This is a genomic window from Streptomyces sp. NBC_01276 (genome assembly GCF_041435355.1).
GTDB lineage: Bacteria > Actinomycetota > Actinomycetes > Streptomycetales > Streptomycetaceae > Streptomyces.
The window spans coordinates 4963637-4984738 of sequence record NZ_CP108442.1; the positions used below are offsets into that span (position 1 = coordinate 4963637).

Consider the following 21102-nt stretch of genomic DNA (forward strand, 5'->3'; position numbering starts at 1 on the left):
TCTCCCTGTCCAGAGTGAGGAGCAGCACGCTGCCGTGCACGGGGCGCGCTGGGCGGGCCGGACCGGCGCGCTCAGTCCGCGGCGGGGCCGAGGTGCTCGGCCAGCACCTGCTGGGTGAGGTGGATCCCGGCGCGCAGCACGGCGTCACGCGCGCCGGGGTGAGCGGCCCGGTGCGCGGCTTCGAGCTCCCGGGCCAGGCGCAGCCGGTCCGCGCAGGGACCGCCCCGCAGGGCCTCGTCCAGCGCCCGGCCGGTCGCCTCGATCAGCGGGGCCATGGCGCGCGCCGACGCGTCGTCGGCGGCGGGCCGGGTCTCCACCTCCCGCGTGAGGAACTGCAGGGCCGGGGCAGTCCGCGCCGCCAGCCGCAGGCGCGGCCACAGCGGGCCCGCCTCGTCGGCCGCATCCCGTCGCGGCGGCAGCAGCAACAGCCGCCCGGTCCCGTGCTCCAGCGCGGCGGACAGTTCGTACGGGCGGTGCCACAGGGCGAAGGCGGCCACGGGGGCGGGGGAGGGGGCGCCGGCCGGAGCGGGGGCGGAGGCGCGGGCGGCGGTCCGCGCGAGGCGGTCGGCGAGGCCGGTGCGGTACTCCTCCAGGCCGCGCGCCGTCTCCCGGTACGGGTCCGGCGGCCAGAGCAGCGGGCCGAGGAGCGCCACGACGGCGATGCCGATCGCGCTCTCCATCAGCCGGGCCAGGGGGTACCCGGGCACCGGCGTGGAGTAGATCACCAGGGCGGTGATGAGCACCTGCTGGTTGGGGGAGCCCCCGTGGCGCAGCAGGTACGTCCCGGCGCAGGCGCACACCAGGAGTACCGGGAACGACAGCGGGCCCGTGGGCAGCCAGTGCAGGACCGCCACGCTCAGCAGTACCCCGACGGCCACCCCGGCCAGGCGCTCCAGGGCCAGCCGGGGCGCCGCGAACACGTCCCCGCGCAGGATCAGGACGGCGGGCAGCGCGGCCGCCACCGGGGCCGTGCTCGTGCCGAGCCACACGCACGCGTACCAGGGCAGGGCGGCACACACGAGCAGCCGGGCCGCCGACGCGAGGCGCCCGCCGGAGGCGCGGCCGTTGCCGTGGCCGCTGCCGCGCACCGGTCTGGACATGCGGAACATGCGGAACATGTCGTGCATGCCGGACATCGTAGGGCGCGGTGGGGCGGCGGCCCTGCGGTCAGCCGTCCCCGCCGGGCGGGGGTCCGGCCGGGGGTTCGGCATGGGTCTTCGGCCCGGGTTCCCAGCGCAGGGCGAACCACAGCTCCATCCGGGTGTCGGGGTCGTCCGGGTCGACGCCCAGCAGCCCGGCGGCGCGGGCGATGCGCTGGCGGACGGTGTTGCGGTGGACGCCGAGGGCGGCCGCGGTGCGGTCCCAGCTGCCGTGGTGCGCGAGCCAGCCCCGGAGGGTGTCCCGCAGGGCGGGGGAGAGGGGGCCGAGCAGGGCCTCGGCGTGCGCCCGCGCCTCGGCCTCGCCGACCAGACCCGCGAGACCCGGCTCGGCGTGCCGGGCCAGCGGGGTCCGGGCCGCCTCCGCGCGCTGCAGTGCCCGGCGCGCCTGGGCCCCGGCCGTGCCCAGCCCGGCGGGCGCGGCGGGGGCGCTCACCCCGAGCCGCCAGCCGGGCTGGGGGGCGGGCTCCCGGTCGGTCAGCAGCCGTACGCCGTCCCCGCGCGGGTCCAGCAGTACGGTGCCCAGCGCGGCGGCCAGCGCCCGCGGATCCCCGCCGCCCCGGGCGTGCACGGCGTACCAGGGCCCGGGCGAGAGCGCCCCGGCCGGATCGCCGTCCAGCAGGAGCCGGGTCAGGGAGGCGGCCTCGTCCCCCGCCGGGCGGCTCGCGGTGAGCAGGGTGAGCAGCACGGCGGCGACGGAGGCGATGGTGTGGTCGCCCGGGGCCCGGGCGGGGGTGGCGAGCGCGAGCACCCGGCCGCCGCCGACGGCGTACGCCGCCAGGTGCGTGCCGCCGAGGGTGTCGGTGGCCGTCGCCACACCCCCGGCCGCCACCCGCGCGGCCAGCGCGCCGAGCGCCCCGAGCGCGTCCTCCCCCGGCGGCGCCCCGGCGTCCACCGTCGCCCCGTACGGCCGGAACCCGCCGCCGGCCGCCCCACCGGGGACGGGCAGTCCGGCCGTACGGGCCCCGCCCGGGCCCGCCCCCGAGCCGGGGCCGGCGCCGACCGTCGCCCCGGCCGTCGCACCGGCTCCGCCGGTCGTGTCCCGGCTCCCGCCGGCGCCGGTCCCGGCCGGGCCGCCCGCGGGGGCGGACTCCGCCGGGGCCGGCCCCGTTCCCGCTCCCGGCGGCGGGGTCAGCAGTGCCGCCCAGCCGTTCAGGCTGGCCGCCAGGCGGGACAGGACCGCCGCCACCGGGTGGGGGCGGGCGGCGGCCGACGCCAGGGACTGCTGCGCGTCGGTCACCCGGCGCAGTTCCCGGGTCCGGGCCTCGGCCATCAGCCGCCAGACCGCCCGGCCGACCGCCGTGAAGGGGGTGCCCGGCGGGACCTCCACCAGCGGCAGTCCGTACCGCTCGCAGGCCTCGGCGAGGGCCGGCGGCACCGTCTCGTGCACCGGGGTGACCCCGAACCCGACCGCGCCCACGCCGGCCCGGACCAGCCGCGCCACGTACTCCGCGGGATCCGCGGGAGCCGCTCCCGCCGGAGCCGCGCCCGCCGGAGCCGCGCCCGCCGGAGCCGCTCCCGCGCCCGCCGCGCCCGCGAGCCCCGCCCCGGCCGTCAGGAGGAGCTCGCCGCCCAGCAGGTAGGGCGACGGGTCGGCCATCTCCGAGGCGTGCACCCCGTACACGTCCGCGCCGGCGGGCCCCGCGAGGAGCCGCAGCCCCAGCTCCCGGTCGGCGGTCAGGGCGGCCAGCGGAACCGGCGGGGTGAGCGGGGCCTCCATGGCTACTCCGTACATATCGGTGCCGAACAGTGGATGAAACGTACACTTCGCGCCCCATCGGCGCCCGCTTACGCTCGAAGGACCGCACCCGTAGGACCACCAGAAGGGCACCCCCCATGAGCACGCAGCCGCGCGGCCCCGTCGACTCCTCCCGCATCCCGCGCTACGCGGGCCCGGCGACCTTCGCCCGGCTGCCCCGCCTCGACGAGGTCGGCTCCGCCGACGTCGCCGTCGTCGGCGTGCCCTTCGACTCCGGTGTCTCCTACCGCCCCGGCGCCCGCTTCGGCGGCAACGCCATCCGCGAGGCCTCCCGCCTCCTGCGCCCGTACAACCCGGCCCAGGACGCCTCCCCCTTCGCCCTCGCGCAGGTCGCGGACGCCGGTGACATCGCGGTGAACCCCTTCAACATCAACGAGGCCGTCGAGACGGTCGAGGCCGCCGCCGACGAGCTCCTCGGCAACGGCTCCCGCCTGATGACCCTCGGCGGCGACCACACCATCGCCCTCCCGCTGCTGCGCTCCGTCGCGAAGAAGCACGGCCCGGTCGCCCTGCTCCACTTCGACGCCCACCTGGACACCTGGGACACCTACTTCGGCGCCGAGTACACGCACGGCACCCCGTTCCGCCGCGCCGTCGAGGAGGGCATCCTCGACACCGAGGCGCTGTCCCACGTCGGCACCCGCGGCCCGCTGTACGGCAAGCAGGACCTGGACGACGACGCCAAGATGGGCTTCGGCATCGTCACCTCGGCGGACGTCTACCGCCGCGGCGCCGACGAGGTCGCCGACCAGCTGCGCCAGCGCATCGGCGACCGTCCCCTCTACATCTCCATCGACATCGACGTGCTCGACCCGGCCCACGCGCCCGGCACCGGCACCCCCGAGGCGGGCGGCATGACCTCCCGCGAGCTCCTGGAGATCATCCGGGGTCTGTCCTCCTGCAACCTCGTTTCCGCCGACGTCGTGGAGGTCGCCCCGGCGTACGATCACGCGGAGATCACCTCGGTCGCGGCCTCGCACACCGCGTACGAGCTCACCACGATCATGAGCCGTCAGATCGCTGCCGCCCGGCAGGGTCGCTGAGCACGACGCGGCGGCGAACGGCGAAGGGCGAAGAAGCACCGTGACGCACGACCACGACCTGGTACTCCGCCCCACCGAGGCCCAGACGGCGGCCGCACTCGCGCCGCCACCGGGCCGCACGGGCGGGGACCTGGTCGTGGAAACGCTGCGCGGACTCGGCGCCACCACCGTCTTCGGCCTCCCCGGCCAGCACGCGCTCGCCCTCTTCGACGCGGTCGGCCGCTCCGACCTGCGTCTCGTGGGCCTGCGTACGGAGAACAACGCGGGCTTCGCCGCCGACGGCTACGGCCGCCTCACCGGCGAGGCCGTTCCGCTGCTCCTCTCCACGGGGCCGGGCGCCCTGATGTCCCTGCCGGCCCTCGCCGAGGCGGCGGCGGCCTCCGCCCCCGTCCTCGCGATCTCCTCCCAGGTCCCGTCCCCGGGCCTGGGCGGAGGCCGGCGGGGCCACCTGCACGAGCTGCGCGACCAGTCCGCCTCCTTCCGGGACGTGGTCAAGTCCGTCCACACCGCCCGGACCCCGTCCCAGATCCCGTCCGTCATCGCGGCGGCCTGGGAATCGGCCCTCACGGTCCCGTTCGGCCCGGTGTGGGTGGAGATCCCGGAGGACGTGCTCCGCGCGGAAACGGTCATCCCGCAGGTCACGGGCATGGACGCGACCCCGCACGAACTGCCCCCGCGCCCCGAGCTCACGGCCCTCGCCGCGCACTGGCTCTCCCACGCCTCCCGCCCGGTGGTCATCGCGGGCGGCGGAGTGATCCGCGCGGACGCGGCGGGCAAGCTCAGGCAGCTCGCGGAACTGCTCAATGCCCCGGTCGTCACCACCTTCGGCGGCAAGGGCGCCTTCCCCTGGACGCACCCGCTGTCCCTCCGGTCCTGGCTGGAGGACCGCCACACCACGGACTTCCTGGAGGACGCGGACGTCGTCCTGGTCGTCGGCTCCGGCCTCGGGGAACTCTCCTCGAACTACCACACGTTCTTCCCCACGGGCCGGGTCGTCCAGATCGAGGCCGACCTCGGCAAGCTGGAGTCCAACCACCCCGCCCTCGGTATCCACGCCGACGCCCGCCTCGCCCTCCAGGCCCTCCTGGAAACGGTGACCCCCCGGGAGGACCCGGGTGCCCCGGAGCGGGTCGCGTCCCTGCTCGCCGCGGTCTCGGACCGCCTCGCCGCCCAGGACCTCACCCTGGAGCAGGAGATCCTGACCTCGGTCCGCGCGGCCCTCCCGCCCCGATCCCCGTCCTTCTGGGACATGACGATCCTGTCCTACTGGGCCTGGTCCGCCTTCGACCCCGGGCACCCGAACACCATGCACTCCGCCCAGGGCGCCGGAGGCCTCGGCTACGCCTTCCCGGCGGCCCTCGGAGCGGCCGTCGCGGAGCCGGGCACCCCGGTCCTCGCGGTGTCGGGCGACGGCGGCGCCATGTACTCGATCGCCGACCTGGCCACCGCCCGCCAGCACGACCTCGACGTCACCTGGCTGATCGTCGACGACGGCGGATACGGCATCCTGCGCGAGTACGGCTGCGCCACCGGCACCGACCTCACCCGTCCCGACTTCGCCGCCCTGGCCGCCTCCTTCGGCGTCCCGGCGACGGTCACCACCCCGGAAGCCCTCCGGGCGGACCTCACCCAGGCCCTCAAGACCCCGGGCCCGTCGGTGGTCGTCCTCCCGGCCACCCTGAAGATGTTCGCCCCGACCCACCTCTGAGGTCCTTTGCCCCGCTCCGGTGACCCCTATGCTCGATATGCGGCGGCCATACTGGGCACCAGGTCCAAGAAGGACGCCGTCAACGCGGCGCTCCAGGAAGTCGCGCGCAGGCACAAGCGGCTCGCCGCGCTCGACCGGCTCGCGGACATGGGCGCGAGGGGGGACTTCGACGTCCTCCTGGACAAGGGCGCATACCGCCGAAGAGTCATGTGACCTTCCTGATCGACGGCCCATGCCCGACACCGTCCACGTGCGCGCCCGTGCCGTGCAGCGGCTGCTCACCGACCGGGGTGGGCACCGCAGCGCGGGCGCGGTCGACCTGCTCGTGGCGGCCACCGCCGAACTCACGGGTCTCACCCTGCTGCACCACGACCGCGATTTCGAGACGATCGCGCGCAGCACCGGGCAGCCCACCCGCCGGGTGGGTGGTCGCTGACGCGCCGGGCTGCCCCGAGCCCCGCTCGACACCCGGTCGGATCAAGCTCGCGCGCCGCCCCCGTACGGCCGTGCGATTGTTGCGGCGGGATGAAATCCGCCGGTCGGAGCGTTGGGGTGGCGGCAGGACAGGACCTACGGGGAGGTATCACGTGACGGCGGCCGGCGGGAAACAGGGCTGGGGCAGGCGGCTGACCGCCTACACCTGGCGGTACAGGCGCAACGTGCTGCTCGCGCTGGGGTCCTCGCTGGCCGGCATGGCCGTCATGGCCCTCGTACCGCTCGTCACCCGCGTGATCATCGACGACGTCGTCGGGAACAAGACCGAGGACATGGCCCCCTGGGCCGGCCTGTTCATAGGCGCCGCCCTGCTCGTGTACGTCATGACCTACATACGCAGGTACTACGGCGGCCGCCTCGCCCTCGACGTCCAGCACGACCTGCGCACCGACATGTACGACACGATCGCCCGCCTCGACGGGCGGCGTCAGGACGAGCTGTCCACCGGACAGGTCGTCGGCCGGGCCACCAGCGACCTCCAGCTGATCCAGGGCCTGCTGTTCATGCTCCCCATGACCATCGGGAACTTCCTCCTCTTCGGGATATCCCTCGGCGTCATGCTCTGGCTGTCCCCGCTGCTGACCCTGGTCGCCCTGCTGATGGCCCCCGCGCTCTGGTTCATCGCCAAGCGCAGCCGCAAGAAGCTCTTCCCCGCCACCTGGTACGCCCAGGCACAGGCCGCCGCCGTGGCCACCGTCGTCGACGGCGCCGTGACCGGAGTCCGCGTCGTCAAGGGCTTCGGGCAGGAGGAGCAGGAGACCGGCAAGCTCCGCGAGGCCGGCCGCAGGCTGTTCGGCGGCCGGATGCGCGCCATCCGGCTCAACTCCCGCTACACCCCCGCCCTCCAGGCCGTTCCCGCCCTCGGGCAGGTCGCGATGCTGGCCCTCGGCGGCTGGATGGCCACCCGGGGACAGGTCACCCTCGGCACCTTCGTCGCCTTCTCCACCTACCTCGCCCAGCTCGTCGGCCCCGTCCGCATGCTCGCCATGATCCTCACCGTCGCCCAGCAGGCCCGCGCCGGCGCCGAGCGGGTCTTCGAGCTCATCGACACCGAGCCCGTGATCCGCGAGGGCACCCGCGAGCTGCCCGCCGACGCCCCGGCCACCGTCGAGTTCGACGACGTCCGCTTCGGCTACGACCCCGAGCGGCCCGTCCTCGACGGGTTCTCGCTCACCATCGCCGAGGGCGAGACCGTCGCCGTCGTGGGCTCCTCCGGCAGCGGCAAGTCGACCGTGGCCCTGCTCCTGCCCCGCTTCTACGACGCCGACCACGGCGCCGTCCGCGTCGGCGGCCACGACGTCCGCGAGCTGACCTACGACTCCCTGCGCGCCGCCATCGGCCTGGTGCCCGAGGACTCCTTCCTCTTCTCCGACACCATCCGCGCCAACATCGCCTTCGGCCGCCCCGACGCCTCCGACGAGGAGGTCCGTGCCGCCGCCCGCGCCGCCCAGGCCGAGGGCTTCGTCGAGGCCCTCGCCGCCGGGTTCGACACCCGTGTCGGCGAACAGGGCCTCACCCTCTCCGGCGGCCAGCGCCAGCGCATCGCGCTCGCCCGCGCCATCCTCACCGACCCCCGGCTGCTCCTCCTCGACGACGCCACCTCCGCCGTCGACGCCCGCGTCGAGCACGAGATCCACGAGGCGCTCCGGGCCGTCATGGCGGGCCGCACCACCCTCCTCATCGCCCACCGCCGCTCCACCCTCGCGCTGGCCGACCGGATCGCCGTACTCGACCACGGGCGGCTCGCCGACATCGGCACCCACGAGGAGCTGGAGCGCCGCTGCGACCTGTACCGCAGGCTGCTGACCGACCCCGACGCCCTCGGCGCCGCCTCCCCGCGCACCCCCGACGCGCCGGCGATGGCCGAGTTCGAGCGGGACATCGAGCGGGACCTGGAACTCGAAGCGGAGATCGACTCCGAGCCGGTCAACGCCAAGCGCCGGGTCGCGGACGGGGTCACCCCCGAGCTGTGGCGGCGCGAGGAGAGCGGCAGGTCCGCCACCACCCCCGCGGCCCCCGGCATGCCCGCCACCCCCGAACTCCTCGCCCAGGTGGCGGCCCTGCCGCCCGCCGCCGACGAACCGGCGGTGGACGAGGACCGGGCCGCCGCCGCCGAGGACAGCTACGGCCTGCGCCGCCTGCTGCGCGGCTTCTGGGCGCCGCTCGCCATCAGCCTGGGCCTGGTCACCCTCGACGCCGGCTCCGGACTGCTGCTGCCCGTCCTGATCCGGCACGGCATCGACCAGGGCGTCGAGCAGGCCGCGCTCGGAGCCGTCTGGGCGGCATCCGGCCTCGCCCTCCTGCTGGTCCTCGGCCAGTGGGCCGCCCAGTTCGCCGAGACCCGGATGACGGGCCGCACCGGCGAGCGCGTCCTGTACGCCCTGCGCGTCAAGATCTTCGCCCAGCTCCAGCGCCTCGGTCTGGACTACTACGAGCGCGAGCTCACGGGCAAGATCATGACCAGGATGACCACCGACGTGGACTCCCTGTCCAGCTTCCTGCAGACCGGGCTCGTCACCGCCGTGGTCTCCGTCCTCACCTTCTTCGGGATCCTCGTCGCCCTGCTCGTCCTCGACGTCGAGCTCGCGCTGATCGTCTTCGCCACCCTGCCCGTGCTGGTCCTCGCCACCGTCGTCTTCCGCCGCAAGTCGGTCGCCGCCTACGAGCTCGCCCGCGACCGGGTCAGCGTGGTCAACGCCGACCTCCAGGAGTCCGTGGCCGGGCTCCGCCTCGTGCAGGCCTTCCGCCGCCAGTCCACCGGCGCCGCCCGCTTCGCCGAGCGCAGCGACTCCTACCGCCAGGCCCGGGTGCGCGGCCAGTGGCTGATATCCGTCTACTTCCCCTTCGTGCAGCTGCTGTCCTCCGGCGCGGCCGCGGCCGTGCTGATCGTCGGCGCGGGCCGGGTGGGGGCGGCCACCCTCACCACCGGCGCGCTGGTCGCGTACCTGCTGTACATCGACCTCTTCTTCGCCCCGGTCCAGCAGCTCTCCCAGGTCTTCGACGGGTACCAGCAGGCAACCGTCTCCCTCGGCCGGATCCAGGAGCTGCTGCGCGAGCCCACCACCACCCCGCGTCCCGCCGCCCCCGTCGACGTGCCGAAGCTGCGCGGCGAGATCGCCTTCGAGGACGTGCGCTTCCGCTACGGCACCGCCGAGGAGCGCGGGGAGACGGGCGAGGCGCTGGCCGGGATCAGCCTGCGGATACCCGCCGGACAGACCGTCGCCTTCGTCGGCGAGACCGGGGCCGGAAAGTCCACGCTGGTCAAGATGGTCGCCCGGTTCTACGACCCGACCTCCGGCCGGGTCACCGCCGACGGCGCCGACCTGCGGGAGCTGGACCTGACGGCGTACCGCCACCGCCTCGGCGTGGTCCCCCAGGAGCCCTACCTCTTCCCGGGTACGGTCCGCGACGCCATCGCCTACGGGCGGACCGGCGCGAGCGACGCCGAAGTGGAGGCCGCCGCCCGGGCGGTCGGCGCCCACGACATGATCGCCACCCTCGACGGCGGCTACCTGCACGCCGTCGCCGAGCGCGGCCGCAACCTCTCGGCGGGCCAGCGCCAGCTGATCGCGCTGGCCCGCGCCGAGCTCGTCGACCCGGACGTGCTGCTCCTCGACGAGGCCACCGCCGCCCTGGACCTGGCCACCGAGGCGCAGGTCAACCAGGCCACCGACCGGCTCGCGGGCAAGCGCACCACCCTGGTCGTCGCGCACCGGCTGACCACCGCCGCCCGCGCCGACCGGGTGGTGGTCATGGACCGCGGCCGGGTCGTCGAGGACGGCAGCCACCTCGAACTGCTGGCGCGTGGCGGCCGCTACGCCGAGCTGTGGCGGACCTTCGCCGGGGAGGACGAGCCCGCGGCGGCCGCGTGAGCGCGTCCGGTCAGAGTTCGCCGAAGAGCAGGTTGCCGGGGGCGTCCTCGTCGTCCCCGGTGTAGTACTCGCGTACGGCGTCGAGGAGTTCGTCCAGCGACAGGTAGCCGTCGTGGTTCTTGTCGATCTTCGCGAAGAGGACGTCCGCGTCGGCGGGCTCCAGCTTGGTGTCGAAGGCCAGCTGCGCCGTGTGGAACTCCTCGGGGCTGATGTGCCCGTCGCCGTTGGTGTCGACGACCGTGAGGATCGCCTTCATCATCGGCCGGAAGGACTTCTCGTACGCGGGGCCGCCGTCCTTGTACAGGCGGGTCATGCCGTCCCGGTACTGCTCGGGCGTGAGCTTCTGGTCCTCGCCGACGCCCAGCTCGTTGAACAGGTCCACCCAGAAGTCCGTGAGGCCGCGGAACACGTCGGCCGCCTTGGGGGAGGTGGCCGGCTCCGACAGCGCCGAGAGCAGGCGGGACCCGAGCGCGATCATGTCCTGCTCGTCGATCACGCCGTTGGAGTCCGCGTCCAGGTGCGCGAACGCGCGCTCCAGCTTGCGGTCGAGCAGATCGTTCGTCATGTCAGATGCCCTTCACGGCTACCACGGATACGCTGAGCGGTCACTCGGCCACCTAGCGTAATCTGTCCGTCGGTCGCGAACTCCCGCTCTCCCGCCGGGAAGTCGGGGATGCACTCTTACGGGGTAGGGCCGGGCCCGTGGGCGCGGGCCCGGGTCCGGTCGCCGTGCGCAACCTTCCGCCGCGCCTGCGCGTCGTACGTGCGTACGTGTTGCGTACGGCCGATCGGGGGCTCAAGGGTGCTGCGTCAGGGGCAGAAGGTGCGCGAGGTGCGGGGCAGGGAGGGGCGTGGCCGGGGGAGGGCCGTGTCCCTGGGGGCGTTCGGGGCGGCGCTCTGGCTCGTCGTGGGGGCGGTGTTCGCGGCCGCTCCGGCGCAGGCCGCGACCGGCGGGTGCCCGGGCGAGCTGGTCGAGGCGCTGCCCTTCGCCACCGGTGAGGTCCGCGTGTACAAGAGCCGGGACCGGGTGTGCGCGGTGACGGTGGCCCTGCGGGCCGGGGAGCGCCGTCACATGTGGGTCAGTATTCAGCCACGTGGTGGCGTCCCGGTGGGCGATGCGGGGCAATTCACCCGGTACGCGGGCCCCGTCAGCGTGGGGGCGATCAACCGATGTGTGTATGTAAAGGGCGGAGTGGCGGCCGGATCCGTCGATTCCGGCTGGATCCTGTGCTGAGCTCGCGACCCAACTGGGACTGTTCATGGGCGTGTTGCCCCCGCTAGGTTCACGGCGACCACAGTGAACTCAAGGGGAGGGTGAATGCGCAAGACGCTCGGATGGCTGCTGTCGCTCGTGGTGCTGATCGGCACCATGGGCGCGGCCGGCGCCACGGCACAAGCGGCCACCGCCGCGGGGCCTGCCGCCGCCACGGACATCAAGGACCAGATCCTCAGCATTCCGGGGATGAGCCTGATCGAGGAGAAGCCGTACCCGGGGTACCGCTTCTTCGTACTGAACTACGAGCAGCCGGTCGACCACCGGCAGCCGTGGAAGGGCACCTTCAAGCAGCGCCTGACCCTGCTGCACAAGGACGTCTCGCGGCCCACGGTGTTCTTCACCTCGGGCTACAACGTCAACACCAGCCCGCGCCGCAGTGAGCCGACGACCATCGTCGACGGCAACCAGATCTCCCTGGAGTATCGATTCTTCACCCCCTCCCGGCCTGACCCGGCCAACTGGGGGAACCTGGACATCTGGCAGGCCGCCAGCGACCAGCACCGCATCTTCACCGCGCTGAAGAAGGTCTACCCCAAGAACTGGCTGGCCACGGGCGGCAGCAAGGGCGGTATGACGGCGACGTACTACGAGCGCTACTACCCGCGTGACATGGACGGCGTCGTCGCGTACGTCGCCCCCAACGACGTCGTCAACAAGGAGGACTCGGCCTACGACCGGTTCTTCACCAAGGTCGGCACCAAGGAGTGCCGCGACAAGCTGAACAACGTGCAGCGCGAGGCCCTGGTCCGCCGCGAGCCGCTGGAGGCCAAGTACACGGCCGCCGCCGCCGCGAACGGCTGGACCTTCACCACGGTCGGCAGCCTCGACAGGGCCTTCGAGGCCGTCGTCCTCGACTACACCTGGGCCTTCTGGCAGTACAGCCTGCTCTCCGACTGCGCGGCCATCCCGACCGCCGCCACCGCGAGCGACCAGGAGATCTGGGACACGGTGGACACCATCTCCGGCTTCTCGGCCTACGCCGACCAGGGCCTGGAGACCTACACGCCGTACTACTACCAGGCCGGTACGCAGCTCGGTTCGCCCGACATCAAGCAGCCCCACCTCAAGGGCCTGAGCCGCTACGGCTACCAGCCGCCGCGCACCTTCGTGCCCCGCGACATCCCGATGACCTTCCAGCCGGGCGTCATGGCGGACGTGGACAACTGGGTCCGCAACAACGCGAACCAGATGCTCTTCGTCTACGGGCAGAACGACCCGTGGGGCGCCGAGCCCTTCCACCTCGGGTACACCGTGCGCGACAGCTACGTGATGATCGCGCCGGGCGCCAACCACGGGGCCAACGTCGCCAAGCTCCAGGAGGGCGAGAAGGCCCTCGCGACCGCGAAGATCCTCCAGTGGGCCGGGGTCGCCCCCGCCCAGACCCTGTCCGGCCGGGCCCAGGCCCCCGCGCCGCTGGCCGCGCCGGACCCGGTGCTCGACCAGGTCGACCTCAGGCACGAGCCGCAGCTGCGGCCGTAGTCCCCGGTCGTTTCAGGGAGTACGGCTACCGGGCCACGGGCGGGTACGACAGCCCGTGGCCCAGGGGGTAGCGGCCCGGTACGGGGACCGGGAGGCGGCCGGCGGGCCGCCTCGCACCCGTCAGTACCCGGGCCGCCGCCCGCATCTCCACGTCCGTCCAGCAGTACGTCGCCAGCTCGGCCGCGCACTCCGGCAGCCGCGCCGGGTCGTACGGGTTGCGGATCGCCACCAGCACCACCGGGACGCCCGTCGCGACCAGGTCCGCCACCAGCGCGCGCTGCGGACTCTCGCCCTCCGGGACGTTGTACGTGCACACCAGCACCGCCGCGTGGCCAGGGGCCGCCGCCGGCGCCCCGGCGGGCGCGAGCGCCGTCGCCCGGCAGCCCAGCGCCGTCAGCTCCCGCGCCAGGACCGTCGTGGGCGGGCCGGTGGTACCCGTGGGGGAGACCGGGTCGGTCCCGGTGACCAGCAGCTTCGGCCCGGCCGCCGCGTCCAGCGGCAGCAGGCCCCGCGGATTGGCCAGCAGGGTGGTCGTGGCCGCCGCGATCTCGTCCGCCGCCGCCAGGTGCCCGCCCGTGCCGACCACCGCGTCCACCCGGGCCGCCGAGGTGTAGGGGTCCTCGAACAGGCCGCGGCGGGCCTTGAGTTCCAGGATCCGCAGCACCGACTCGCCGATCCGCTCCCGCGTCAGCTCGCCCGACTCCACCGCCGCCCGCACGCTGCGCTGCGCGAGGGCGAGGTCCGGGGCGTTCAGCAGCTGGTCGCAGCCCGCCTTCAGGGCCAGCACCGGGACCCGGTCGTCCCCGTACTTCTGGCGGACCCCCGCCATGTCGAGGGCGTCGGTCACCACCACCCCCCGGAAGCCGAGGCGTTCGCGCAGGATGCCGGTGACGATCGGCCGTGAGAGGGTCGCCGGATCCCCCGAGGGATCGAGCGCGGGGAAGACGATGTGCGCCGTCATCACGACGTCCACGCCCGCCTCCACCACCGCCCGGAACGGCGGCTCGTCCAGCTCCTCCCACTGCGCGCGGGTGTGCCGCATCACCGGCAGCCCGACGTGGCTGTCGGTCTCCGTGTCCCCGTGCCCCGGGAAGTGCTTCGCCGTCGCGGCCACCCCGGCCCCCTGGTAGCCGCGCACCTGGGCCGCGGCCAGGGCCGCCACCGCCCGGGGGTCCGCGCCGAAGGACCGTACGCCGATCACCGGATTTGCCGGGTTCACGTTCACGTCCGACACCGGGGCGTAGTCCTGCCGGACGCCCAGCGCCGCCAGCTCGGACCCCGCCACGCGCGCCGCCCGGCGGGCGTCGGCCGTGGACCCGCCCGCGCCCAGCGCCATCGCCCCCGGCAGCAGGGTGGCCGGCCGGCCGATCCGGGCTACGGCCCCGTGTTCCTGGTCGGTGGAGAGCAGCAGCGGGATCCCGGCGCCCGAGCCGGCCGCCGCCCGCTGGAGACCGTCGGACAGCCCGGCGATCTGGTGCGGGGTCCGGGTGTTGTGGGCCCAGCCGAAGTAGACGACCCCGCCCAGGCGGTAGCGGGTGACCACCTCGGCGGCCGTGCGGACCCCGAACTGGGCCAGGTTCAGCTCGGCGTCCGCCGCGTCGGGATCGGTCGCGGAGTGCCCGTAGGCCCGGGACACGAACAGCTGCCCCACCAGCTCGGGCAGGCTCATCCGGGAGACCGCAGCGCGCAGCCGGGACCGGTCCGGGTGGCGGCCCAACGGCTCCTGCGGGGAGCGGGAGTCGTCCGGTGCGGTGGCGCGGGAGCCCACGGCGGCGGAGGAGGTCCCGGCGGCCGTGACGGCGGCCATGGCGGCGGCGGCGAGCAGGGCCCGGCGGGAGGCTTGGTACGGCACCCGCCGGACCCTACTGGCGGGCCGCACCGTCCGCCCGGGGGACACTCGGGAGGTCCCCCGGAAGGGGGGCCGCGGCGGGCCAGTGCTCCTGGAGGGCGCGCACGGCCTCGGTGATCGCCGGCCGGCGGGCCGCCCCCGTCCGCCACAGGGCGTACAACCGGCGTACGGGGCCCGGCTCCAGTGCCACCGCCACCGCGCCCGGCGGCAGCGCGCCCGTCCCCAGCCGCGGCACGACGGCGATGCCCAGCCCGGCGGCGACCAGCGCCACGATCGTGTGGTTCTCCTCGGCCACGTGCGCGATGTCCGGCTCCAGCCCGGCCGTGCGCAGGGTCCGCACCAGCCAGTCGTGGCAGACCCGTCCGGGCGGCTGGCACACCCACCGCTGCCCCGCGAGGTCCGCCCGCCGCACCGCCCCGCGGGTGGTGAAGGGGTGCCCGGCCGGCACCACCAGGTCGCACCGGTCGTCCCCGATCACCGCCTGCTCCACCCCCTCGGGGGCCGGCAGCGGGGCGATGTCCCAGTCGTGCGCCACCGCCAGGTCGGTGACCCCGCGGGCCACCAGGTCCACCGAGAGGTGCGGGTCCACCTCCGTGAGGCGTACGTCCAGCGCGGGATGCCGGTGGGCCAGGTCGGCCAGCACCCCCGGAAGCAGGCCGCGCGCCGCCGAGGCGAACGCGGCCACCGTCAGCAGACCGCTCGGCCGTCCGCGCCGCTCCTCCAGGGTGGTCTCCGCCCGCTCCACGATGGCCAGCAGCTCCCGGGCCGTGTCGGCCAGGTGCCGGGCCTCCTCGGTGAGGGCGACCCCGCGGCCGCGCCGTTCCAGCAGCGTGGTGCGGGTCTCCCGCTCCAGCTTCGCGATCTGCTGGGAGACCGCGGAAGGGGTGTAGCCGAGGGCGGCCGCCGCGCCCGCGACCGAGCCGTGGACGGAGACGGCGTGCAGGGCGCGCAGCCTGGAGAGGTCGAGCATGCGCCAATCGTAAGCATCGCTTCATCCAACGGGGAAGAAATCCGCGCTGGTGCTACATGGTCGGGGTCGCCGATGCTCGGGGAATGCGTCCCGTACACACCGCACTCGCCGTACTCGTCGCCGCCGTCTGGGGGTTCAACTTCGTCGTCATCGAGATCGGCCTCGGCCATTTCCCGCCGCTGCTGCTGTCCGCGCTGCGCTTCCTGGTCGCCGCGCTGCCCGCCGTGTTCTTCGTCGGGCGCCCCAAGGTCGCCTGGAAGTGGATCCTCGGGGTCGGCGCCGCCCTCGGCATCGCCAAGTTCGGGCTGCTGTTCACCGGCATGGCCGCCGGGATGCCGGCCGGGCTGTCCTCCCTGGTCCTGCAGATCCAGGCCGTCTTCACCGCCGTCCTCGCCGCCGTCGTGCTGCGCGAACGGCCCGGCCCGGTGCGGGTGCTGGGCATGGCCGTGGCCCTGGCCGGCATCGGGGTCGCCGCCGTCGACCGGGGCGTCTCGGGGCCGGTCACCGGCTTCGTCCTGGTCGTCGCGGCCGCCGCCTGCTGGGGCGTGTCCAACGTGCTCACCCGCAAGGCCGCCCCGCCGGACGCCCTGAACTTCATGGTGTGGGTGTGCACCGTCCCCGTGATCCCGCTGTTCGCCCTCTCGCTGCTGCTGGAGGGGCCCGACCGGGACCTGGCCGCGCTGCGCGCCCTGGACTGGTCGGGGGTCGCCGTCATCGGCTACGTCGCCTGGGTGTCCACCGTCTTCGGCTTCGGCGCCTGGGGCTACCTGCTGCGCCGCTACCCGGCCTCCTCCGTGGCGCCGTTCTCCCTGCTCGTGCCGGTCTTCGGGATGTCCTCGGCCGCGCTGGTGCTCGGTGAGGGGATCTCGGGGACGCGTTGGCTGGCGGCGGTGCTGCTGGTCGGCGGCGTCGGGCTGACCTCCCTGACCCCCGCGCGGGCCGGCCGGCGGGCCGCCGTCAGCGCGGGGCGTCCTCCCGCAGCGACAGCCGCCAGTCCTGCCCCGTGAGGTCGGCCCCGTACGAGCGGTGCGCGCGCTCCGCGACCAGGGTGAACCCGGCCCGCAGATAGAGGGAACGGGCCGAGACCAGCACGTCGTTGGTCCACAGCACCAGCTCGCGGTAGCCCACCGAACGGGCGAAGGCGACGACGGCGTCCACGAGCCGGGCGCCCACCCCCAGCCCGCGCGCGGCGGGGTCCACCAGCAGCAGCCGCAGCCGGGCGGTGCCGGGGGCGCCCTCCTCGCGCACGCACATCACCGAACCGACCGGGCGGCCCTCGTGTTCGGCGATCCAGACCCGCTCCAGGTGGGGGTCGTGGTCGCCGGCGAAGTCCGCGACGATCCGGGCGACCAGGCCCTCGAACTCCTGGTTCCAGCCGTACTCGGCCGCGTAGAGCGCGCCGTGGCGCTGCACGATCCAGCCCAGGTCGCCGGGCTCGGGGTCCCGCAGCCGCACCGGCCGGCCGGGGCTGTCCTCAGGGAGCGCAGGGGGCTTCATGGCGCCCGAGGATAGCGCGCGGCCCGGACCGGCGGGACGGCGCGCGGTGCGGACCGGGGGACGGCCCGCACGTCCCGGTCCGCGCCACGCGCCGTGCCGTACGGGTTACTTCTTGCCGCCGCCCAGGATCTGGCCGAGCAGGTCGCCGAGCCCGCCGGCGTCCGCGCCCGCCGCCGGGGCCGCGCTGGGGGCCGGGGCGCCGTCCGCCGTCGGGGCGCCCGCGCCCGCCTTGCCGTCCGCGGCACGCTTGGCGAAGACGGCCAGCACCACCGGGATCAGCACCTCGATGACCCGGCTGACGGTCGCGGCCGGGATGCCGGTCTTCTTCGAGACGGCGTTGGCGACGGGCTTGCTCAGCTTCGCCAGCACTCCGGCCATCATGCCGCCGCTGAGCAGCCCGCCGAGGCCGCCGAGGGTGGCCACGCCCTGCAGCGGGGGTTCGGCCACCTCCGCGAAGGCCTGGCGCACCTCGCCGTCCTCGCCTTCGGCCGCGGCCTTCTCCCGGAGGCCTCCGGCCATGGCTCCGGCGGTCTCGCCGACCGCGGCGCGCGCGCCGTCGGCGTCGGTGCCGAGCAGTCCCGCGATCTCGGTCAGCCTGTCGTCGCCGAGCTCGCCCAGCACGTCGTCCTGGAATGAAGATTCGCTCATGCCGGAAACGCTACGTCCGTCCCGATTCGCTGGCACCTTGGGTAGGCGTTTGGTAACGGAAAGGCAAATCCGGCGGTCGGCGTGCAACCCTGCGGGCCGATCGGGGGTCGTACGGTGCGTCGGCACTTCCGGGAGGGGATCCGGGGGGATCGGGAAGTCCGACGAGGGAGGGGTAACCGTGAAGGGGTCCGGCCGGAAGGCCGGACCCCTTTCGCGGTCAGCTGGTCTGGACGGTGTAGGTGGAGGAGTTGTTGCTGGCGTTCGTGTCGCCGGCCACGCTGATGGAGGCGTGCACGGCACCGAAGCCCTTCTTGGCCACCGTCGCCAGGAGCGGGATCTGCCCCTTCTCGCCCGCCTTCAGGGTGCCGCCCGTGCAGCGGAAGCCACCGGTGGCTCCGCCCGAAGCGCCGACGGCCGAGCACTGGAACCCGTTGAACGTGCCCGATGACCGACCGCCCCACACCCGGGACGGCGGGGCCCGGGAGCTGCCTCCTCACGGGTGCGGCGGCGGGATCGCCCTGTTCCCTCAGGGTGACGAAGAAGGCGAGGTCCGGCTCGGAGTTGTCCGTGAAGGTGACGGTGGCGTCCGCGCCGTCCAGACGGAGGGTCTGGAGGGTGGGCGGGTTGGGCAGGTACGTCGTGCACCGCCGCCGCGGGCACGACGGCCACGCGACCAGACCGCACAGCACTCCCGCCCCGAGCGGCAGTGACCACAAGCGACGCATGCGTCGGCTGGGTGTCGTGGGGATCATGGGATTTCCGTTCCGCAGTCGCCGGAGGGCACTGTCGGGAGGAAGCCGCCCCGGCGCCCTACGGGCGCGCCCGACGTGCCGGCACACCGCCGATTGTCCGCTCGGCCACGGGCCGCGGCAACGCGGGCGGTGACGTTGTCCACAGGAGCCCCGGCCCCCTGTCGGCGCCTGCCGGTAGTTTCGTGCCATGACAACCAACGGGGCGGTGCAACTGGCGGTGGTCGAGGGGGTGCTGGAACGCATCACCTACGCCAACGAGGAGAGCGGGTACACGGTCGCCCGGGTCGACACCGGCCGCGGCGCCGGGGACCTGCTGACCGTCGTCGGATCGCTGCTCGGCGCGCAGCCCGGCGAGTCCCTGCGCATGGAGGGCCGCTGGGGCTCGCACCCCCAGTACGGCAAGCAGTTCAGCGTCGAGAACTACTCGACCCTGCTGCCCGCCACCATCCAGGGCATCCGCCGCTACCTCGGCTCTGGCCTCATCAAGGGGATCGGCCCGAAGATCGCCGACCGGATCGTGGAGCACTTCGGCACCGACACCCTCGACGTCATCGAGGCCGAGCCGAAGCGCCTGATCGAGGTCCCCGGCCTCGGCCCCAAGCGGACGAAGATGATCGGCGCCGCCTGGGAGGAGCAGAAGGCCATCAAGGAGGTCATGGTCTTCCTCCAGGGCGTCGGCGTCTCCACCTCCATCGCCGTGCGGATCTACAAGAAGTACGGTGACGCCTCCATCTCGGTGGTCAAGAACCAGCCCTACCGGCTCGCCGCCGACGTGTGGGGCATCGGCTTCCTCACCGCCGACCGCATCGCCCAGGCCGTCGGCATCCCGCACGACAGCCCCGAGCGGGTCAAGGCCGGCCTCCAGTACGCCCTGTCCCAGTCCACCGACCAGGGCCACTGCTTCCTCCCCGAGGAGCGGCTGATCGCCGACGGGGTCAAGCTGCTCCAGGTGGACACCGGCCTGGTCATCGAGTGCCTGGCCGAACTCGCCGCCGATCCGGAAGGCGTCGTACGGGAGTCCGTGCCGGACCCCCAGGGCGGCCCGGACCCCCTCACCGCCGTGTACCTGGTGCCCTTCCACCGCGCGGAGCTGTCCCTGGTCGGGCAGGTCCGGCGGCTCCTGAACGCGGAGGAGGACCGGATGCCCGGCTTCCGGGACGTGGACTGGGACAAGGCGCTCGGCTGGCTGGCCGGGCGCACCGGGGCGTCCCTCGCGCCCGAGCAGCGGGACGCGGTCCGCCTCGCCCTCACCCGTCGGGTCGCCGTCCTCACCGGCGGGCCGGGCTGCGGCAAGTCCTTCACGGTGCGCTCGATCGTGGAGCTGGCCCGTGCGAAGAAGGCCAAGGTGGTGCTCGCCGCCCCCACCGGCCGGGCGGCGAAGCGGCTGTCGGAGCTGACGGGGGCCGAGGCCTCCACCGTGCACCGGCTGCTGGAGCTGAAGCCGGGCGGGGATGCGGCGTACGACCGGGACCGGCCCTTGGACGCCGATCTCGTCGTGGTGGACGAAGCCTCGATGCTGGATCTGCTCCTGGCGAACAAACTCGTCAAGGCCGTGGCCCCGGGCGCGCACCTGCTGCTCGTCGGCGATGTGGACCAGCTCCCCTCGGTGGGGGCCGGAGAGGTGCTGAGGGACCTGCTGGCCGAGGGCGGCCCGGTCCCCGCCGTCCGTCTGACCAGGATTTTCCGCCAGGCCCAGCAGTCGGGCGTGGTCACCAACGCGCACCGGATCAACACCGGGGTCCCGCCGATCACCGACGGGCTGCCGGACTTCTTCCTCTTCCCCGAGGAGGACACCGAGGCGGCCGGTCTGCTCGCCGTCGACGTGGCCGCCCGTCGAATTCCGGCCAGATTCGGTCTGGACCCGCGGCGTGACGTCCAGGTGCTGGCCCCCATGCACCGCGGCCCGGCCGGCGCCGGGAACCTCAACGGCCTGCTGCAGCAGGCGATCACCCCGGCCCGGCCGAACCTGCCCGAGAAGCGGTTCGGCGGCAGGGTCTTCCGGGTGGGTGACAAGGTCACCCAGATCCGCAACAACTACGAGAAGGGGGCCAACGGTGTCTTCAACGGCACCGTCGGCGTGGTCACCGCGCTTGACCTCGACGAACAGCGGCTGACCGTCAGGACGGAGGAGGACGAGGAGGTGGGGTACGAGTTCGCCGAGCTCGACGAGCTCGCCCACGCGTACGCCGTCACCATCCACCGCTCCCAGGGGAGTGAATATCCGGCGGTCGTGATCCCGGTCACCACCGGGGCTTGGATGATGCTCCAGCGAAATCTGCTCTACACGGCGGTGACCAGGGCTAAGAAACTGGTCGTCCTGGTCGGGTCCCGCAAGGCCCTGGGGCAGGCGGTGCGTACCGTTTCCGCAGGCAGGAGGTACACGGCGGTCGCCGCCAGGCTGTCCGGTCGGATACCGGTGGGAAACATCACCTAGATGATCGATCATTTGGGGTATCCGCCACGGTGTGGAGGGGGCAGGATGAGCAGGTTGAAGGCACTCAGTGCCGTCAAATAGACCAAAGGCCGACCCCGAGTGCACTTTCCTGCGCCAAATGGGGGAAGGTAGAGGCAGTCAGGGCACCTCGAAGAAGAGGCAC

The 21102-nt window shown here is 74.0% G+C and carries 14 protein-coding genes and 2 pseudogenes; 8 read left to right on the forward strand and 8 right to left on the reverse strand.

All coding sequences use genetic code 11. The features are described from left to right. Positions 1-71: 71 nt before the first annotated feature. Positions 72-1127, reverse strand: a complete 1056-nt coding sequence (locus OG295_RS22250) for an FUSC family protein (protein ID WP_371678456.1) — start codon at positions 1125-1127, stop codon at positions 72-74. A gap of 40 nt (positions 1128-1167) precedes the next feature. Further along, entirely contained in the window at positions 1168-2877 is a 1710-nt protein-coding gene (locus tag OG295_RS22255) for a PucR family transcriptional regulator (RefSeq protein WP_371678457.1), read from the reverse strand. A gap of 116 nt (positions 2878-2993) precedes the next feature. Here OG295_RS22255 and speB point away from each other — a divergent pair, with 116 nt between their 5' ends. The 4 genes and pseudogenes from speB (at position 2994) to OG295_RS22275 (ending at position 10034) form a co-directional block, all read left to right on the forward strand. Next, positions 2994-3959, forward strand: a complete 966-nt coding sequence (speB, locus tag OG295_RS22260) for an agmatinase (protein WP_266839139.1) — start codon at positions 2994-2996, stop codon at positions 3957-3959. 40 nt (positions 3960-3999) lie between these two features. Beyond that, the gene (locus OG295_RS22265) at positions 4000-5667 is read left to right on the forward strand and encodes a thiamine pyrophosphate-binding protein (protein WP_371678458.1); all 1668 of its coding nucleotides are present in this window, start codon (positions 4000-4002) and stop codon (positions 5665-5667) included. Positions 5668-5896: 229 nt separating this feature from the next. Then, positions 5897-6103, forward strand: a pseudogene (locus OG295_RS22270) (PIN domain-containing protein); the annotation flags it as partial. A gap of 151 nt (positions 6104-6254) precedes the next feature. Continuing rightward, complete coding sequence (locus OG295_RS22275; protein ID WP_371678459.1) at positions 6255-10034, forward strand: ABC transporter ATP-binding protein; 3780 nt, start codon at positions 6255-6257, stop codon at positions 10032-10034. 10 nt (positions 10035-10044) lie between these two features. On the opposite strand, the gene OG295_RS22280 is transcribed toward OG295_RS22275, so the two are convergent. Further along, a complete protein-coding gene (locus tag OG295_RS22280) occupies positions 10045-10599 on the reverse strand; it encodes an EF-hand domain-containing protein (RefSeq protein WP_371678460.1) in 555 nt (184 codons plus the stop codon). Between the two features lie 303 nt (positions 10600-10902). Here OG295_RS22280 and OG295_RS22285 point away from each other — a divergent pair, with 303 nt between their 5' ends. Continuing rightward, the gene (locus OG295_RS22285) at positions 10903-11268 is read left to right on the forward strand and encodes a hypothetical protein (protein WP_371678461.1); all 366 of its coding nucleotides are present in this window, start codon (positions 10903-10905) and stop codon (positions 11266-11268) included. An 84-nt stretch (positions 11269-11352) separates the two neighbouring features. Next, positions 11353-12789 carry an aminopeptidase gene (locus tag OG295_RS22290; RefSeq protein ID WP_371678462.1) on the forward strand — a complete coding sequence of 479 codons (1437 nt, stop codon included), beginning with the start codon at positions 11353-11355 and terminating at the stop codon, positions 12787-12789. A gap of 25 nt (positions 12790-12814) precedes the next feature. Here the strand turns inward: OG295_RS22290 and OG295_RS22295 are convergent, their stop codons facing one another. After that, positions 12815-14596 carry a glycoside hydrolase family 3 protein gene (locus OG295_RS22295; protein ID WP_371681266.1) on the reverse strand — a complete coding sequence of 594 codons (1782 nt, stop codon included), beginning with the start codon at positions 14594-14596 and terminating at the stop codon, positions 12815-12817. 55 nt (positions 14597-14651) lie between these two features. Further along, a complete protein-coding gene (locus tag OG295_RS22300) occupies positions 14652-15608 on the reverse strand; it encodes a LysR family transcriptional regulator (RefSeq protein WP_371678463.1) in 957 nt (318 codons plus the stop codon). 83 nt (positions 15609-15691) lie between these two features. Here OG295_RS22300 and OG295_RS22305 point away from each other — a divergent pair, with 83 nt between their 5' ends. Next, entirely contained in the window at positions 15692-16615 is a 924-nt protein-coding gene (locus OG295_RS22305; RefSeq protein ID WP_371678464.1) for an EamA family transporter, read from the forward strand. On the opposite strand, the pseudogene OG295_RS22310 reads toward OG295_RS22305, so the two are convergent. The 3 genes and pseudogenes from OG295_RS22310 to OG295_RS22320 form a co-directional block, all read right to left on the reverse strand. Beyond that, positions 16566-17078 (reverse strand): annotated as a pseudogene (locus tag OG295_RS22310) (GNAT family N-acetyltransferase); the annotation flags it as partial. The gene OG295_RS22305 and the pseudogene OG295_RS22310 overlap by 50 nt on opposite strands. A 132-nt stretch (positions 17079-17210) precedes the next feature. Continuing rightward, positions 17211-17753: a DUF937 domain-containing protein gene (locus tag OG295_RS22315; RefSeq protein WP_371678465.1), complete on the reverse strand. Its 543-nt coding sequence runs from the start codon at positions 17751-17753 to the stop codon at positions 17211-17213. Between the two features lie 217 nt (positions 17754-17970). After that, the gene (locus tag OG295_RS22320; RefSeq protein ID WP_371678466.1) at positions 17971-18216 is read right to left on the reverse strand and encodes a hypothetical protein; all 246 of its coding nucleotides are present in this window, start codon (positions 18214-18216) and stop codon (positions 17971-17973) included. 476 nt (positions 18217-18692) lie between these two features. Here OG295_RS22320 and OG295_RS22325 point away from each other — a divergent pair, with 476 nt between their 5' ends. Continuing rightward, positions 18693-20939 (forward strand): ATP-dependent RecD-like DNA helicase, encoded by a 2247-nt coding sequence (locus tag OG295_RS22325; protein WP_371678467.1) that lies wholly within the window; start codon positions 18693-18695, stop codon positions 20937-20939. Positions 20940-21102 lie beyond the last annotated feature (163 nt).

What these genes read in the sequence shown, in the direction of transcription:
- OG295_RS22290 (WP_371678462.1), top strand. Translation starts at nt 11,353, where the DNA reads ATGCGCAAGACGCTCGGATGGCTGCTGTCGCTCGTGGTGCTGATCGGC.
- OG295_RS22305 (WP_371678464.1), top strand. Translation starts at nt 15,692, where the DNA reads ATGCGTCCCGTACACACCGCACTCGCCGTACTCGTCGCCGCCGTCTGG.
- OG295_RS22300 (WP_371678463.1), bottom strand. Translation starts at nt 15,608, where the DNA reads ATGCTCGACCTCTCCAGGCTGCGCGCCCTGCACGCCGTCTCCGTCCAC.
- OG295_RS22325 (WP_371678467.1), top strand. Translation starts at nt 18,693, where the DNA reads ATGACAACCAACGGGGCGGTGCAACTGGCGGTGGTCGAGGGGGTGCTG.
- OG295_RS22295 (WP_371681266.1), bottom strand. Translation starts at nt 14,596, where the DNA reads ATGGCCGCCGTCACGGCCGCCGGGACCTCCTCCGCCGCCGTGGGCTCC.
- OG295_RS22255 (WP_371678457.1), bottom strand. Translation starts at nt 2,877, where the DNA reads ATGGAGGCCCCGCTCACCCCGCCGGTTCCGCTGGCCGCCCTGACCGCC.
- OG295_RS22315 (WP_371678465.1), bottom strand. Translation starts at nt 17,753, where the DNA reads ATGAGCGAATCTTCATTCCAGGACGACGTGCTGGGCGAGCTCGGCGAC.
- speB (WP_266839139.1), top strand. Translation starts at nt 2,994, where the DNA reads ATGAGCACGCAGCCGCGCGGCCCCGTCGACTCCTCCCGCATCCCGCGC.
- OG295_RS22280 (WP_371678460.1), bottom strand. Translation starts at nt 10,599, where the DNA reads ATGACGAACGATCTGCTCGACCGCAAGCTGGAGCGCGCGTTCGCGCAC.
- OG295_RS22250 (WP_371678456.1), bottom strand. Translation starts at nt 1,127, where the DNA reads ATGCACGACATGTTCCGCATGTTCCGCATGTCCAGACCGGTGCGCGGC.